12 protein-coding genes are annotated in these 14,629 nt (G+C 46.9%); 9 read left to right on the top strand and 3 right to left on the bottom strand.

The window, feature by feature from the left end:
• Positions 1-6: 6 nt before the first annotated feature.
• Genes ABIE50_RS29945 through flxY form a run of 7 tightly spaced genes read left to right on the top strand, consistent with a single transcriptional unit; the run spans position 7 to position 10,305 of the window.
• Positions 7-366 carry an ApeI family dehydratase gene (locus tag ABIE50_RS29945; RefSeq protein ID WP_209862502.1) on the top strand — a complete coding sequence of 120 codons (360 nt, stop codon included), beginning with the start codon at positions 7-9 and terminating at the stop codon, positions 364-366.
• Positions 367-1,560: a DUF2062 domain-containing protein gene (locus ABIE50_RS29940; protein ID WP_209862499.1), complete on the top strand. Its 1,194-nt coding sequence runs from the start codon at positions 367-369 to the stop codon at positions 1,558-1,560. It begins immediately after the preceding gene.
• Positions 1,553-5,428: a 1-acyl-sn-glycerol-3-phosphate acyltransferase gene (locus ABIE50_RS29935; protein ID WP_209862496.1), complete on the top strand. Its 3,876-nt coding sequence runs from the start codon at positions 1,553-1,555 to the stop codon at positions 5,426-5,428. The genes ABIE50_RS29940 and ABIE50_RS29935 overlap by 8 nt, the downstream gene beginning before the upstream one ends.
• Positions 5,415-6,932, top strand: coding sequence for a phytoene desaturase family protein (locus ABIE50_RS29930; RefSeq protein ID WP_209862493.1), 1,518 nt, complete (start codon positions 5,415-5,417; stop codon positions 6,930-6,932). The genes ABIE50_RS29935 and ABIE50_RS29930 overlap by 14 nt, the downstream gene beginning before the upstream one ends.
• Positions 6,933-8,618: a C45 family autoproteolytic acyltransferase/hydrolase gene (locus ABIE50_RS29925; RefSeq protein WP_354028240.1), complete on the top strand. Its 1,686-nt coding sequence runs from the start codon at positions 6,933-6,935 to the stop codon at positions 8,616-8,618.
• A gap of 5 nt (positions 8,619-8,623) precedes the next feature.
• Entirely contained in the window at positions 8,624-9,001 is a 378-nt protein-coding gene (acpS, locus tag ABIE50_RS29920; RefSeq protein ID WP_209862490.1) for a holo-ACP synthase, read from the top strand.
• An 11-nt stretch (positions 9,002-9,012) separates the two neighbouring features.
• On the top strand, positions 9,013-10,305 hold the full coding sequence (gene flxY, locus ABIE50_RS29915) for a flexirubin biosynthesis putative acyl-CoA ligase FlxY (RefSeq protein WP_142686205.1): 1,293 nt from the start codon (positions 9,013-9,015) through the stop codon (positions 10,303-10,305).
• Positions 10,306-10,316: 11 nt separating this feature from the next.
• Here flxY and ABIE50_RS29910 read toward each other — a convergent pair whose 3' ends face one another.
• The 3 genes from ABIE50_RS29910 to ABIE50_RS29900 form a co-directional block, all read right to left on the bottom strand.
• On the bottom strand, positions 10,317-10,853 hold the full coding sequence (locus ABIE50_RS29910) for a DUF6169 family protein (protein ID WP_209862487.1): 537 nt from the start codon (positions 10,851-10,853) through the stop codon (positions 10,317-10,319).
• Positions 10,846-10,998: a hypothetical protein gene (locus ABIE50_RS29905; protein ID WP_209862484.1), complete on the bottom strand. Its 153-nt coding sequence runs from the start codon at positions 10,996-10,998 to the stop codon at positions 10,846-10,848. Before ABIE50_RS29905 ends, ABIE50_RS29910 begins: the two co-directional genes overlap by 8 nt.
• Positions 10,999-11,124: 126 nt before the next feature.
• Positions 11,125-11,613 carry a DUF6702 family protein gene (locus ABIE50_RS29900; protein ID WP_209862480.1) on the bottom strand — a complete coding sequence of 163 codons (489 nt, stop codon included), beginning with the start codon at positions 11,611-11,613 and terminating at the stop codon, positions 11,125-11,127.
• A gap of 68 nt (positions 11,614-11,681) precedes the next feature.
• Between ABIE50_RS29900 and ABIE50_RS29895 the strand changes: the two genes are divergently transcribed.
• Together ABIE50_RS29895 and ABIE50_RS29890 are read left to right on the top strand one after the other, a co-directional pair.
• Entirely contained in the window at positions 11,682-12,263 is a 582-nt protein-coding gene (locus tag ABIE50_RS29895) for a HupE/UreJ family protein (protein WP_354028239.1), read from the top strand.
• An 8-nt stretch (positions 12,264-12,271) separates the two neighbouring features.
• A complete protein-coding gene (locus tag ABIE50_RS29890) occupies positions 12,272-14,596 on the top strand; it encodes a M1 family metallopeptidase (RefSeq protein ID WP_209862477.1) in 2,325 nt (774 codons plus the stop codon).
• Positions 14,597-14,629 lie beyond the last annotated feature (33 nt).

The following is a 14,629-nucleotide window of genomic DNA, read 5'->3' as shown; positions in this document are numbered from 1 at the left end:
TGTCCAATGTTAGCAGGAAATTTTTATACCGTCACCTCGCAATCCCGGGAAGCCGGGCAGGTGGCTGTCACCATCGAACTGAATGCGGCACATCCTATATTCCAGGGGCATTTCCCGGAGCAGCCTGTAGTACCGGGCGTATGCATGATGCAAACCATTACAGAAGTACTGGAAAGCGCATTGGACAAAAAAGTGAAGCTGAAAAAAGCCAGCCAGATGAAGTTCCTGAACATGATTGACCCAACAAAACAACCGCTGGTGGATGTTACGCTCACTTATAAGGAAGAGGAAGGCGGATGGAAAGTGAATGCTACACTGAAGCGCGACGACAAAACATTTATGAAGTTCCAGGGTATATTCAATTAAGTGACCAGCCAGCCTACACATAACGAACATTTTGAGCGTCACCGTGCTGCGGTGCTTATTCCTACGTATAATAACGCGGGAACACTGGGCAATGTACTGTCGGACGTACTGACTTATACCAGCCATGTGATAGTGGTGAATGACGGCGCCACCGACGAAACAGCCGCAGTGCTGGAGCAGTTCCCATCCCTGCAGTTAGTGTCGTATAGCCCTAACCGTGGTAAGGGCATCGCCCTGCGCCGTGGCTTCGCTTACGCATTGCAGCAGGGGTACGACTATGTGATCACGATGGATGCCGACGGGCAGCACTTCGCTACCGACCTGCCTGCTATGCTGCAGCAGATCGCGGAAAAGCCGGGCGCCCTCGTAATAGGAGCCCGTAACCTGCACCAGGAGAACATGCCCGGCAAAAGCACTTCCGCTAATAAAGTATCCAACTTCTGGTTCCAGGTAACTACCGGGTTGAAAGGGCCTGATACGCAATCGGGCTACCGTTTGTATCCCCTGCGTCGCATGGGAAATATGCATTACTTCTGTACCAAATACGAATTTGAGATAGAGGTATTGGTACGCAGCGCCTGGAAAGGTATTAAGATAGACTGGACACCCGTGCGGGTGTACTATCCGCCACCGGAAGAACGGGTATCCCACTTCAGACCAGTGAGGGACGTTTCCCGTATCACTGTACTGAATACGGTATTGGTACTGGTTACCTTTTTATATATCAAGCCCCGCGACCTGGTCCGTTTTCTTTTAAAAAAAGAGAACTGGAAAAAGATGTGGAAAGAAGAAGTGCTGAAGTCTGATGAATCCAATATCAGGAAAGCAGCCGCCATTGGTTTTGGTATTTTTATGGGAATAGTGCCCATCTGGGGATTCCAGCTGCTGGTATCTATCCTGCTGTCTATTAAGTTCAAACTGAATAAAGCACTGGTGCTGCTTTTTGCGCATATCAGCACACCGCCGCTTACGCCTTTCGTGATCTTTGCCAGTTTCCTGGCAGGCCGGGTATGGATGGGACAAACCGCCAAAGACCTGGTATTCTCCAACGGCATTACCTTCGACACCATCAGGGATAACCTGTTACAATATGTATTTGGCAGTATTACCCTGGCAGTAACAGGAGGCTTACTGGCCTGGATGATCAGCTGGGCAATACTGGCAATTTTTAGAAAAGAACAGAAAAATGGGTAATCTTTTTGTAGCGATCTATAACTTTTTTGAACAGCGTAAAGCATGGATGTGGTGTTGCACCATTGCCAGTTTTCTGCTGGTAGGTTATTTTGCTGCACAAATAAAGCTGGAAGAAGATATCACCAAAATTTTGCCGCAGGATAAGAAACTGGACAAGCTGCAACAGGTGTTCCAGGATTCAAGATTTGCGGACAAACTGATTATCACCATCTCCCAAAAAGATACCTTAAAGGAAGCGCAACCTGATAGTTTAACCGCTTATGCGGCGGCATTAAGCACCAGGGCCGGCGCACAGCTGTCGCCCTATATCAGGCAGATCCAGTCGCAAACAGACGACGCCATGATCATGGGATTAATGCAGGTGATACAACAACACCTGCCCGTTTTCCTGGAAGCAAATGATTATGCAAAGATCGATAGTTTGCTGACACCCAGGCAACTACAGCAATCGTTACAGTACGATTATAATACGCTGATATCACCAACCGGACTGGTGCTGAAGAAAATGATCCAGGCCGATCCGGTAGGCATTTCCTGGATAGGCGTGAAGAAGTTGCAGCACCTGCAATACGACGACCAGTTTGAACTGTACGATAACTACATCATCACCAAAGATCATAAACACCTGATGATCTTTATTACGCCTGCCAATCCGCCAGGCGCTACAAAAATAAACGCGCAGTTCCTGAAAGGGCTTGACAATATTAAAGATACCCTGGATCAGCAGTATCCGGGAATTGCTGCTTCCTGGTTTGGCGGCACCGCCGTTTCTGTAGGCAATGCCACGCAGTTAAGACAGGACACTTTTCTCACACAAGGTATCACGGTAGTATTACTGATTGTATTGATCGGGTTGTTTTTTAAGAAAAAGAGAGCGCCGGTGCTGGTGATGCTGCCGGTAATTTTCGGCGGCCTGTTCTCACTGGCATGGATATACGTGATCAAAGGCCATATTGCTGTGATGGCACTGGGCGCCGGCGCTGTGGTGCTGGGTATTGCAGTGAACTACTCGTTGCATGTGTTTAACCATTACCGCCACTCGCATGATATCCGTGAAGTGATCAGCGACCTGGCCACGCCTATGACGCTGGGAAGCTTTACCACCATCGGAGGTTTTCTCTGTTTGCAGTTTGTGCATTCGCCTATGCTGAAAGATGTAGGATTGTTTGCCGCACTCAGCCTGGTGGGAGCCGCGCTGTTTTCACTGATCTTCCTGCCGCACTGGATTGTAATGGGAAGAAAGCCAGCTGCTGTAAATACACAGCATCACAACTGGCTCGATAAATTATCCGCGCTCCGGCCCGAGAAAAATAAATACCTGGTGGGCGCTATTTTCCTGCTCACAATTGTATTTTTTTATACAGCGCGTAACGTATCATTTGAAAGTGATATGATGCGCATGAACTATATGACGCCGGAATTAAAAGCGGCGGAAGCGCAGCTGAACAGTGTGAACTCCTACGTGGCGCAGTCTGTTTATGTGGTATCCGACGGCCGGAACCTGGAAGGAGCGCTGGAAAACGGGGAGCGGCTGATGCCGGTTATCAGCCAGTTGCAGGATAAAGGTATTGTGAAGAAGTACGCCGGCGTACAGGCGTTACTGTTATCCGCCCGGGAGCAGCAGGTCCGAATTAACCGGTGGAATAATTACTGGACGGCCGAAAAAAAGCAGCAGCTGTTGCAATACCTCCGCAGGGAAGGTAGTACGCTGGGCTTTAGCGCATCTGCATTTGATCCGTTCGAAAGGTTGGTCAACAGCAACTTCCGGCCGCTTGAGCCGGAGGCGTTAGAAACATTGCGCAGCGGTAACCTCGGCGATTTTATTATAGAGAAGAACGGGACTACGTCAGTAGTGACCCTGCTGAAAGTAGATCCATCCCATAAACAGGCGGTATATGATGCGCTGGAAAAATTACCCGGCACCACCGTGCTGGATAAACAATATGCTGCAAACCGCCTGGTGGAAGTAGTGAAAGATGAGTTCAACAGCATTGCCTGGATGACGTCCCTGCTGGTGTTCTTCGCATTGTTGCTATCATACGGCCGTATTGAACTGGCGCTGATCACCTTTATCCCCATGGCAGTGAGCTGGATATGGATACTGGGTATTATGGGCCTGTTTGGCATTAAATTCAATATTGTAAATATCATCCTGTCTACTTTCATTTTTGGTTTGGGAGATGATTACAGCATCTTTATGATGGATGGGCTGTTGCAGGAATACAGAACAGGAAAGAAAACACTTTCTTCCTTTAAATCATCCATCTTCCTGTCGGCCATCACTACCATTTTAGGACTGGGCGTGCTCATTTTTGCACAGCACCCTTCGCTGAAATCCATTGCGCTGATCTCTATTATTGGCATCGGAACAGTGGTGCTGATCTCGCAGGTGATGATCCCTTTCCTGTTTAACTGGCTTATTACCGGGCGGGTCCGCAAAGGCTTTGCACCGTGGACTTTCAAGGGATGGGTGCTCTCTGTATTTTCGTTCACTTATTTCGCAACCGGCAGTTTCCTTCTAACTGCTATTGGCACAGTGCTGATCCGCTGGAACCCTTTTAATAAAGAAAAAGGAAAGTTGTTGTATCACCGCATCCTTTCCGCGTACACGCACAGTGTATTGTATATTATGCGCAATGTAAAGAAGCGTATCATCAATCCCCTGAATGAACAACTGGAAAAGCCCGCGGTGATCATCAGCAACCACCAGTCGTTCCTCGATATACTCGTGTCTACCATGCTGCATCCTAAAGTGATATTGCTTACCAACCAGTGGGTATGGCGCTCACCGGTGTTTGGTGCGGTGGTACGACTGGCAGATTATTACCCCGTAGCAGATGGGGCCGAAGGAGCCATTGAAAAACTGAGAGAAAGAGTGGCGGCAGGATATTCTATTGTGGTATACCCGGAAGGCACCCGTTCTCCGGACCCGGCTATCAAGCGGTTTCACAAAGGCGCTTTTTATATTGCAGAGCAACTCGGACTGGATATTTTACCAATGGTGATTCACGGTACCGCCTATACGATGACCAAAGGCGATTTCCTGTTGAAAGACGGAACGGTAAGCGTAAAGTACCTGCCCCGTATTACACAGAACGATAGATCCTGGGGAGATAACTACAGCGCCCGTACGAAATCTATCAGCCGTTATTTTAAACAACAGTACGAACTATTACGCGCGGAAACGGAAGTACCAAAGTATTTCCGGGAACAGCTGAAATATAATTACATCTATAAAGGACCAGTGCTGGAATGGTACATGCGGGTGAAAACAAAAATGGAGAACAATTATGAATTGTTCCATGAATTGTTGCCAAAAGAAGGCCGTATACTCGACATTGGCTGCGGGTACGGCTTTATGGACTATATGCTTGCATGGACGGCACCCGGCAGGAACATTACCGGTATTGATTATGATGAAGATAAAATAGCCACTGCGGCGCATTGCTTTAAGAAAGCGGAACAGCTGCAGTTCATTCACGGCGATATCTCCGCCACTCCGTTTGAGGAATATGATGCTTTTATTTTGAGCGATGTGTTGCACTACCTGCCTGCAGATGAACAGGAAACGTTGTTACAGCAATGCCTAACCCGGCTGGCGCCCGGTGGGGTGATCGTGGTCCGCGATGGCGACAGCGACAGGGCCCAAAGGCATGAGGGTACGAAGTTTACAGAGTTTATGTCTACGAAAGTAATTGGATTCAATAAAACGAAAGATCAGCAGTTATCGTTTTTCTCAGCTGCACATGTGCGTAGCCTGGTTCATAAGTATGGTGCGGTAGCAGAGGAAATAGATAATACCCGGTACACTTCCAATGTCATATTTGTGATAAAAAAACTCCCCCTGAAAAATTATGCAACACTATGATGTTATCATTATAGGCAGCGGCCTTGGCGGTTTGGTATGCGGAGCGATCCTCAGCCGGCACGGGTACCGCGTATGCATATACGAAAAGAACCGGCAAACGGGGGGATGCCTGCAAACCTGGTCACGCGATAAAGTAATTTTTGACTCCGGCGTGCATTATATAGGCGGACTGGCCCCTGGTGAAAATCTCTATAAAGTATTTAAATACCTCGGTATTTATGATAAGCTGCGTCTGAAACGCATGGATATGGACGGGTTTGATCATATCAGTTTTGCCGGCGATGATAAAGTATACCGCATTGCCCAGGGGGAAGAAAATTTCATCCGTACCCTGCTGGCAGATTTTCCCGGTGAAGAAGCGGCACTGCGCGCCTATTGCAGCAAGATCTCTGAAGTATGCAGCAAATTCCCTTTGTATAACCTGCGTACAGGAGATTATGAGGAGAAGCGCACAGTACTGCAGCTCAATACAGCCGATTATCTTCGCAGCATTACCGGTAATGAAAAACTACAACAGGTGCTGGCCGGCAACAACCTGTTATACGCGGGCGTAGCAGAGAAAACACCTTTTTATGTACATGCCCTGGTGGTGAACAGCTATATGAAAAGTTCCTGGAAATGCATAGATGGCGGCTCACAGATAGGGAAGCTGTTATGCCGGCAAATCAGGGAACATGGCGGTGAAGTGATCCGTAACATGGCCGTTACGGCTATCAAAGGGGAAGGCGACCGGGTAGATCATGTTGTATTACAGGACGGCAGTAAAGCACAGGCCACGCATTATATCTCCAACCTGCATCCCGCGCAAACCATGGCTATTACACACAGCGATGTACTGCGCAGCGCTTACCGCAACCGTGTACAGGGCCTTGAAAATTCCATAGGCGCTTTTGTGCTGAACGTGGCATTGAAGCCGCGTACCTTTAAATATCTTAACTATAATCATTACTACCACGCCACTGATAATGCCTGGGCGGGTATTGCCTATAAAGAAGAGGAATGGCCCCAAACCTATGCCATGTATGTATCTGCCAGTTCAAAGGACGAAACATGGGCAGATAGTTTGTCGGTGATGACCTATATGCGGTATGAAGAGGTGCAGCCATGGCAGCATACTTTCAACACCGTATTGCAAACAGGCAGCAGGGGCGCGGATTATGAGGCTTTTAAAGAGAAGAAGGCCAACCTGCTCATTGATTGCGTGGAGAAGCAGTTCCCGGGTTTTCGTGATTGTATCCATACCTCCTATGTAGCAACGCCTTTGTCGTACCGCGATTACATTGGTACCGGCGACGGCAGTATGTACGGTATCGTAAAGGATAGTGCAGATCCTTTACGGTCAATGGTTTCCGCCCGTACTAAACTATCCAATTTGTATCTTACCGGACAAAACCTGAACTTGCATGGAATTCTGGGGGTAACCATCAGTGGTGTGATCACCTCGGCAGAGTTGCTGGGAATGGATTTCCTGGTAGATGAAATTAATCAGTCAATATATACATAAGTGAAAAATAAGAAACGCAGCGGCTGGAGAATATTTGGACGCATACTATTATACATCACCGGCTTTTTCATATTGCTTTTTTTGGGGCTGGCCATTTACCTGGTAGCCATAAGCAAAATGCCCCCGCCGGAAATTGCAGACAAGAGCGCATTGCAGTTGCAACGAACTGCGCTGGACAGTACCGCGTATACTTTGGGCAACAACTGGTTCCGTAAAAGCAACAGCGGTTTGTATGAAATGTATGTGGAAGGAGCGCCTTTCGAAAGGGGTGTGATCAATGGTAAGCTTTCAGGGGAGCTGATCCGCCGGCAGGAAGATGTATTTGTGGCGCAGTTCAGCAAAATGGTGCCCTCTACTTTTTACCTGCATTTCCTGAAATATTTTATTGGCTGGTTTAACCGGGACCTGGCAGATTATGTGCCGGAAGAATTTAAGGAAGAAATATACGGGGAATCCTTTTCTGCTTCTCCGAACTATGATTATATCGGTACCAATTATGCGAGGTTGATGAACTATCATGCCGCGCACGACATAGGGCATGCCCTGCAGGGAATGATGCTGGTGGGTTGTACCTCTTTTGCTACCTGGAATGAGCAGTCGGCCGACAGTAACCTGATCATTGGCCGTAACTTTGATTTTTATATGGGCGATGATTTTGCGAAAGAGAAGATGGTGGTATTCTACCGCCCGCAGAAAGGTCATAACTTTATGTTTGTAACCTGGGGAGGCTTTACCGGCGTGGTATCCGGCATGAACGATAAAGGACTGACGGTAACCATCAATGCGGCTAAAACAAGTGTGCCTACTGCCGCTGCTACCCCGGTTTCGCTGGTAGCGAGGGAAATACTGCAGTATGCGGAAAATATCAACGAAGCCTGGGAAATTGCGCGGAAACGCAAAATGTTCGTATCAGAATCTTTCCTGGTGGGTTCTGCAGAAGATAACAAAGCAGTGATTATCCAGAAAACACCAGAAGGTATGGACATGTACAGCTCCGGTAAAAACTTTATCACCTGTACCAATCACTACCAGGGCGATTCATTGGGCGGCCTTGCCTCCAATAAACTGCAGATAAAAGAAAGCGCCTCCGGATACCGTTTTGAAAGGCTGGCTGAGCTGATGAAAGAGAAAGGCCCCAATACCGTTCAGAAAACAGTGGATATCCTGCGCGACCGTGGCGGGTTACATAATGCCAATATAGGGATGGGAAATGAGAAAGCCATCAACCAGCTGATAGCGCATCATTCCATTGTGTTTGAGCCTAAGAAAGGAATGGTATGGGTATCTACTGCTCCGTACCAGCTGGGGCAGTTCGTGGCGTATGATCTGAATAAGATATTCAGCATGCATGGTCTTACTACTGATCATGAAGTATACGACAGCGCACAGAATATTGCGGCCGATAGTTTCCTGTTGTCAAAAGAATATCTTGCCTTTGAAACATACCGCCGGCTGAGAGACCAGCTGAAAGAAGGAAAGGCAGTGGATATCAATGCGCTGATTGCTTCTAACCCGGCCTATTACCATACCTATGTGCTGGCAGGCGATTATGAGTATAAGCAGAAAGCATATGCCAAAGCAAAATCCTATTACGAAACGGCTTTAACAAAAGTAATTGCTACCAAAGGAGAGGAAGATCATATCCGCAAGCAACTGGCACTGTGTAATGCTAAATTAAAAAGCTAACTGTTATGATCATTGGCATCGGGACAGATATCGTAGAAGTGCCACGTATAGCGGCAAAGCTGGCGAAGGGAGATGGATTCCGGAACCTGGTATTCACTCCTTTTGAAATCAGTTATTGCGAGAACCAGGCGGTACCGGCAGAAAGCTATGCGGCCCGTTTCGCGGCAAAGGAGGCCCTGCTAAAGGCTTTGGGCACAGGCTGGGGCAACGGAGGCATAAACTTCGACGAAATAGAAATACGTAACGATGCCGCCGGGAAACCGGAGTTATTTTTAATAGGGAATGGGGTTGCCAGGTATGAACAGGCAGGCATAAGGAAAATATGGGTATCCTTATCACATGAAAAAAGCGCTGCCGTTGCCACGGTGATTTTAGAAGGATAAATTTACAGAAGATGTATATACCGGATATAGAACTACAGTCTAAAGCAGCTATCAGGGCTTACCAGGAGAAAGAAGTACTGCGCCTGCTGGGATACCTGCGTGAGTTTTCACCGTTCTATAAAGCATGGTTTAAAAAGCATGACATTGTTGCGGACCAGGTTCAATCGCTGGAAGCATTTTCACAGATCCCTCCCGTTACCAAAGAGGATTTGCAGGAACATAACTGGGAATTCCTTTGTGTGGATAAAAGCAAGATAGCCGAGTACACCACTACCTCCGGTACATTAGGACGCCCCGTGATCATTGCTTTAACGGAAAAAGACCTGCAGCGCTTAAGCTACAATGAATATATTTCTTTCTGTTGCGCCGATGGTACCGACAGCGACATTTACCAGCTGATGCTCACACTCGACCGCCAGTTCATGGCAGGTATGGCTTATTATAACGGTATCCGCAAACTGGGTGCCGGCGTGCTGCGGGTTGGTCCCGGTGTGCCCAGTATGCAATGGGAAAATATACAGCGCATTCAGCCTACCACCATTGTAGGGGTGCCTTCCTTTATAGTAAAGCTCATTGCTTACGCAAAAGAGCATCACATAGATATTAACCAGACCTCCGTAAAGAAAGCAGTATGTATCGGGGAAAATATCCGTAACACAGATTTTTCACTCAATGTACTGGGTAAGAAGATCACAGAGCAATGGAATATCAAGCTGTATTCCACTTATGCATCCACTGAAATGCAGACTGCCTTTACCGAATGCAGGGCAGGGCAGGGAGGTCATCATCATCCCGAACTATTGTACGTGGAGTTGCTGGATGAAAATAACCAGCCGGTAGCTCCCGGTGAGGAAGGGGAAGTGACCATCACTACACTTGGCGTGGAAGGCATGCCCCTGCTGCGTTACAAAACAGGTGACATTTGCCAGTATCATTATGAAGCCTGTTCATGCGGCAGGCATACGCTCCGGTTATCTCCCGTAATAGGACGTAAAAAACAGATGATCAAATATAAAGGCACTACGCTGTATCCACCGGCCCTGTTTGATTTGCTCAATGATATGGAAGATGTGAAGGAATTTGTGGTAGAAGTATACTCCAATGAGCTGGGCACTGATGAAATACTGCTCCACCTGTGGCCACGCGAGGAATCAGAGGAGATGGACCGTAAAATAAAATCCTACCTGCAGGCGAAGCTGCGCGTAATACCACAGGTAAGGTATACCGGGCAGCAGGATATTATGCGGATGCAGTTCCCGGAAAATAGCCGTAAACCGGTGAAGTTTGTGGATAACAGGAGTTAAAACCCTAACGGTTATCTGAGCTTATCAGCACCTATTGTGGAGCGGAGAAGAGAAAGCTCCTGCAATATGATAGTTTTTCGTGGATGATCAGCTGCATATAAGATAGAGATAAAAGTTGCAGTGTAGCCACCATTTGTTTCATCTGGTTCTAATATCTCTTCATCTATCTTTTCAAAGTTCAGATCAACCGCATAATTCCGGAACCACCGGTCAAATTTATGATGCCTGTTCTTCTGCCTTCCATCAGAAATATCACAATTGAATACCAGTATGGAAAAACGATCCGTTTCCCAAAGATAATTTTTTATGATATCGATCACAGTTGATCCGATTCTGATGTCTAAAATCAAATTCCCCTGAATGTAGATGGGATCAACGATCACATAAACTGCATTTGAAACTACCGGCAGGTTATCCAATATATCTATAATTCTGGTGGCCTCTATAAAAGTCACCTTATACACATGTCCGTTACATGTTTCAAATTGGTAGTCAACATTAATTTCTACTGGGGAAGGATTAGAGCTAAATTCGTAAGGCTTAATCAAGCTTCTTTTTCTTAGGATTATAGTCTTTAATTGAGCCACCTTTAGCAATATATTCACGTAGCGAGGATTTAGCGGCATGGAGCTTCTTTAAAGCTTCCAGCGCTTTTTTATTTTCCCGTGATATGACTGTTATTGTTGGTTTCATTACTGCAATTTAATGAATTCTGATTAAGAACCATTCTTTTGCAATGAAAAACTACGGTTTTTTTCAATATAAATTAATATCTTAAGATTTGTATATCAAATTGATTATTATAATGTTATATTGATTCTAAAACCCCATCACCACCACATCTTCCGGGTTATCCAGTTTGGTGCTTTTCCGCTCACCACCCACCAGCACATGTACCATATTCGTTTGCGAAGGATGCCGTTCATATAACAGGTTATTTTTCACCTGTACCTTTTTGGGCGCTGGTATATTTTCCGCTTCCAGGAAGCTCCATACCGCATCTTCCTCTATCTTGTAACCAATAAAATGCAGGGGAATATTTTTACCGTCGAGGGTAATCACAAGATGCTGTGAAAGATAGGCGGCCACATATCCCTCCGCCTGTTTCCTGTTGGCAGGATGGGTAAGATCCAGTGCGGCCTTGTATTGCGCTTTAAGCGTGTTCTCCAGGTCATCTGTAAAAATACGGCAGCTTACCTGCAGTTCTTTTTTACCGGCATCATGTGAAATCTCCGTCACGCTTGCATAAAAGGGATGCATGGCTGTAAGCCACAATGCCATCCACCATTTACATAATAATAAACCCACTGGACTAATATTTTTTAAAAAATTAACTTTTACGCTTTATAATTACCAAAATTATAGAAAAGGGGACAATGGATGAGTTGTATTTTCAGCTGGGGTGGCAACATATTATAAACTGGGAGGCGTATGACCATATTCTTTTTGTAATAGCGTTGAGCGCCATTTACCTGCTGCGCGACTGGAGAAAAGTACTGGTATTGGTGACTGCATTTACAGTGGGCCATTCTATTACACTGGCTTTAAGTGTGTTACACATTATCCGTATACCTGCGGCGCTGATTGAATTCCTGATACCCGTTACCATTTGTATCACCGCCATTTCCAATATTATCCGGAAAGACGATGAGCCGCAAAAACTGCAACTGAATTATTTCTATGCGTTATTTTTCGGATTGATCCATGGACTGGGGTTTTCCAATTACCTGAAAAGTTTGCTGGGAAACCAGGCAAATATTGTTAAACCACTCCTGGGATTCAATTTAGGACTGGAATTCGGGCAGATCATCATTGTAATGTGCATTCTGCTCATTTCTACAACGATCGTGAAATTTGGCAGCTTAAAACGCCGGGATTGGAATGTGTTCCTTTCTTCTGCTACTTTTGGCGCGGCATTTCTGATGGTTATTCAAGGCGTAAGAGCACTCTTTATATAATACTGTTTATGAGAAAACAACTTTACCTCGCCGGGGTTTTGTGCTGCAGCGCATTGCTGCTGAAGGCGCAGAGCAATCCCGGATCAAATCATGGCAACCGTTTTGAGCAGCTGGGCACCATGTTACAAACACCTAATATCTACCGGTCCGCGTCCGGCGCTCCCGGGCCAAAATACTGGCAGCAACGGGCCGATTATGATATAGAAGCGCAGCTGGACGATGAACAGCAGAAACTTACCGGCGCAGAAACCATTACCTACTTTAATAATTCGCCCGATCCGCTTAGCTACCTGTGGCTGCAGCTGGATGAGAATGAGCATGACCCTAAAAGCGACAACCAGCAATTCGATGAAAGCCGCATGTCTGATAAAATGACGATGGCTACACTGAACAGGATCCTTCCTCCGGTGAAAGACCTGGGCGTAAAGATTGTAAAGCTGACAGACGCCGACGGTAAAGCGTTGCCTTATACGGTTAACCAGACCATGCTCCGCATAGATCTGCCAAAACCATTGATGCCAGGTGAAAAGTTCCGGTTCAGGGTATCGTGGTGGTATAATATCTCCGACCGTATGACTATCGGCGGCCGCGGTGGTTATGAATATTTCCCGGAAGATAAAAATTACCTGTACACTATTTCACAGTGGTACCCGCGACTGGCAGTATATTCCGACTTTCAGGGCTGGCAGAATAAACAGTTTACCGGCAGAGGGGAATTTGCCCTTACATTCGGTAATTTTCGTGTGCGCATGACCGTTCCCGCTGATCATATCGTTGGCGCTACCGGCGAATGCCAGAACTACAAGGAAGTGCTCACACCGGCGCAGTACCAGCGCTGGCAACAGGCGCAAAACAGCAGCGAACCGGTGGAAGTGGTAAATCTCGATGAAGTGAAAAAAGCCATGCAGGGCCACTCCGGTAAAACAAATACCTGGGTATACGAAGCACAGAACGTACGCGATTTCGCCTGGGTATCGTCCCGCCGCATTGTATGGGATGCGATGGCCGCCAACGTGGAAGGCAATAAGGTAATGGCCATGTCGTACTACGGCCCGGAAGCCTACCCGCTGTATCGCCGGTATTCCTCGAAAGTAGTGGCGCATACACTTAAGTCCTATTCCAAACATACTATTCCATATCCTTACCCGGTAGCCATTTCCGTGGAAGCCGCCAACGGAATGGAATATCCCATGATCTGCTTTAACTACGGCCGCGCCGATAAGGACGGTACCTACAGCGAAGCAACAAAGAACGGTATGATAGGAGTGATCACCCATGAAGTGGGACACAACTTCTTCCCTATGATCGTAAACTCCGATGAAAGACAATGGACCTGGATGGATGAAGGGCTCAATACTTTCTGCCAGTTTATGGCGGAACAGGAATGGGACAGCAACTTCCCTTCCGGTCGTGGCCCTGCCCATAAGATCGTGGATTATATGAAGATGCCGAAAGATCAGCTGGAACCTATCATGACCAACTCAGAGAATATTGTGCAGTTTGGGCCGAATGCTTATGCAAAGCCGGCAACAGGATTGAATATTCTGAGAGAAACCATCATGGGGCGCGACCTGTTTGATTTTGCTTTCCGTGAATACGCCCGCCGCTGGGCATTCAAACACCCCACACCAGCTGATTTCTTCCGTACCATGGAAGACGCCTCTGCTGTAGATCTGGACTGGTTCTGGCGCGGATGGTTCTTTGGGATTGAACCGGTAGATATCTCTATCGACAGCGTAAAATGGTATCGTATGGATGGGAAGAACCCGGAAGAAGCTGCCAGGAACGAACAGGCTACCTATGATAAAAATATGGACCATATAGCCAGGCAGCGCAATAAAGCCGCCGGCGTGAAATTCGCGGTAGACCAGGATACCAGCCTGCAGGATTTCTACAGCAAATGGAACCGCTTCGCGGTAAGCCAGGAAGATAAAGCGGCCTACAACCAGTTTTACAATGGCTTAAGTAAAGAAGAAAAAGCGCTGTACGATAGTAAGAAGAATTTCTACCAGCTTACATTTTCCAATAAAGGCGGACTGGTAATGCCCCTTATTATTGAATGGACCTTTGCAGATGGCACAAAGGAAACCGACCGTATTTCTGCCTATATCTGGCGCAAGAATGAAAATGAAGTAACAAAAGTGTTTGCGAAAGATAAACAGGTGGTAGCCGTGAAGCTGGACCCACTGCGTGAAACAGCCGATATAGACGAAAGCAATAACAGCTGGCCACGGGAGGCTGCGGCTTCCAGGTTTGAACTGTTTAAATCAACCGGGGGCGTACGGGGCGCTTCCAGCGGCGATAACCCAATGAAGAAAGCCAGTATAAAATAAACAAGCTATTTTATATTTTGTGGCGGCTATCAT

The organism is Chitinophaga sp. OAE865, from assembly GCF_040546735.1.
Classification (GTDB): Bacteria; Bacteroidota; Bacteroidia; order Chitinophagales; family Chitinophagaceae; genus Chitinophaga; species Chitinophaga polysaccharea_A.
Note: the sequence above shows the minus strand (reverse complement) of the source record. Positions and strands in the feature narration are given on the sequence as shown.

What these genes read in the sequence shown, in the direction of transcription:
- ABIE50_RS29945 (WP_209862502.1), top strand. Translation starts at nt 7, where the DNA reads ATGTTAGCAGGAAATTTTTATACCGTCACCTCGCAATCCCGGGAAGCC.
- ABIE50_RS29935 (WP_209862496.1), top strand. Translation starts at nt 1,553, where the DNA reads ATGGGTAATCTTTTTGTAGCGATCTATAACTTTTTTGAACAGCGTAAA.
- ABIE50_RS29930 (WP_209862493.1), top strand. Translation starts at nt 5,415, where the DNA reads ATGCAACACTATGATGTTATCATTATAGGCAGCGGCCTTGGCGGTTTG.
- acpS (WP_209862490.1), top strand. Translation starts at nt 8,624, where the DNA reads ATGATCATTGGCATCGGGACAGATATCGTAGAAGTGCCACGTATAGCG.
- flxY (WP_142686205.1), top strand. Translation starts at nt 9,013, where the DNA reads ATGTATATACCGGATATAGAACTACAGTCTAAAGCAGCTATCAGGGCT.
- ABIE50_RS29905 (WP_209862484.1), bottom strand. Translation starts at nt 10,998, where the DNA reads ATGAAACCAACAATAACAGTCATATCACGGGAAAATAAAAAAGCGCTG.
- ABIE50_RS29895 (WP_354028239.1), top strand. Translation starts at nt 11,682, where the DNA reads ATGGATGAGTTGTATTTTCAGCTGGGGTGGCAACATATTATAAACTGG.
- ABIE50_RS29890 (WP_209862477.1), top strand. Translation starts at nt 12,272, where the DNA reads ATGAGAAAACAACTTTACCTCGCCGGGGTTTTGTGCTGCAGCGCATTG.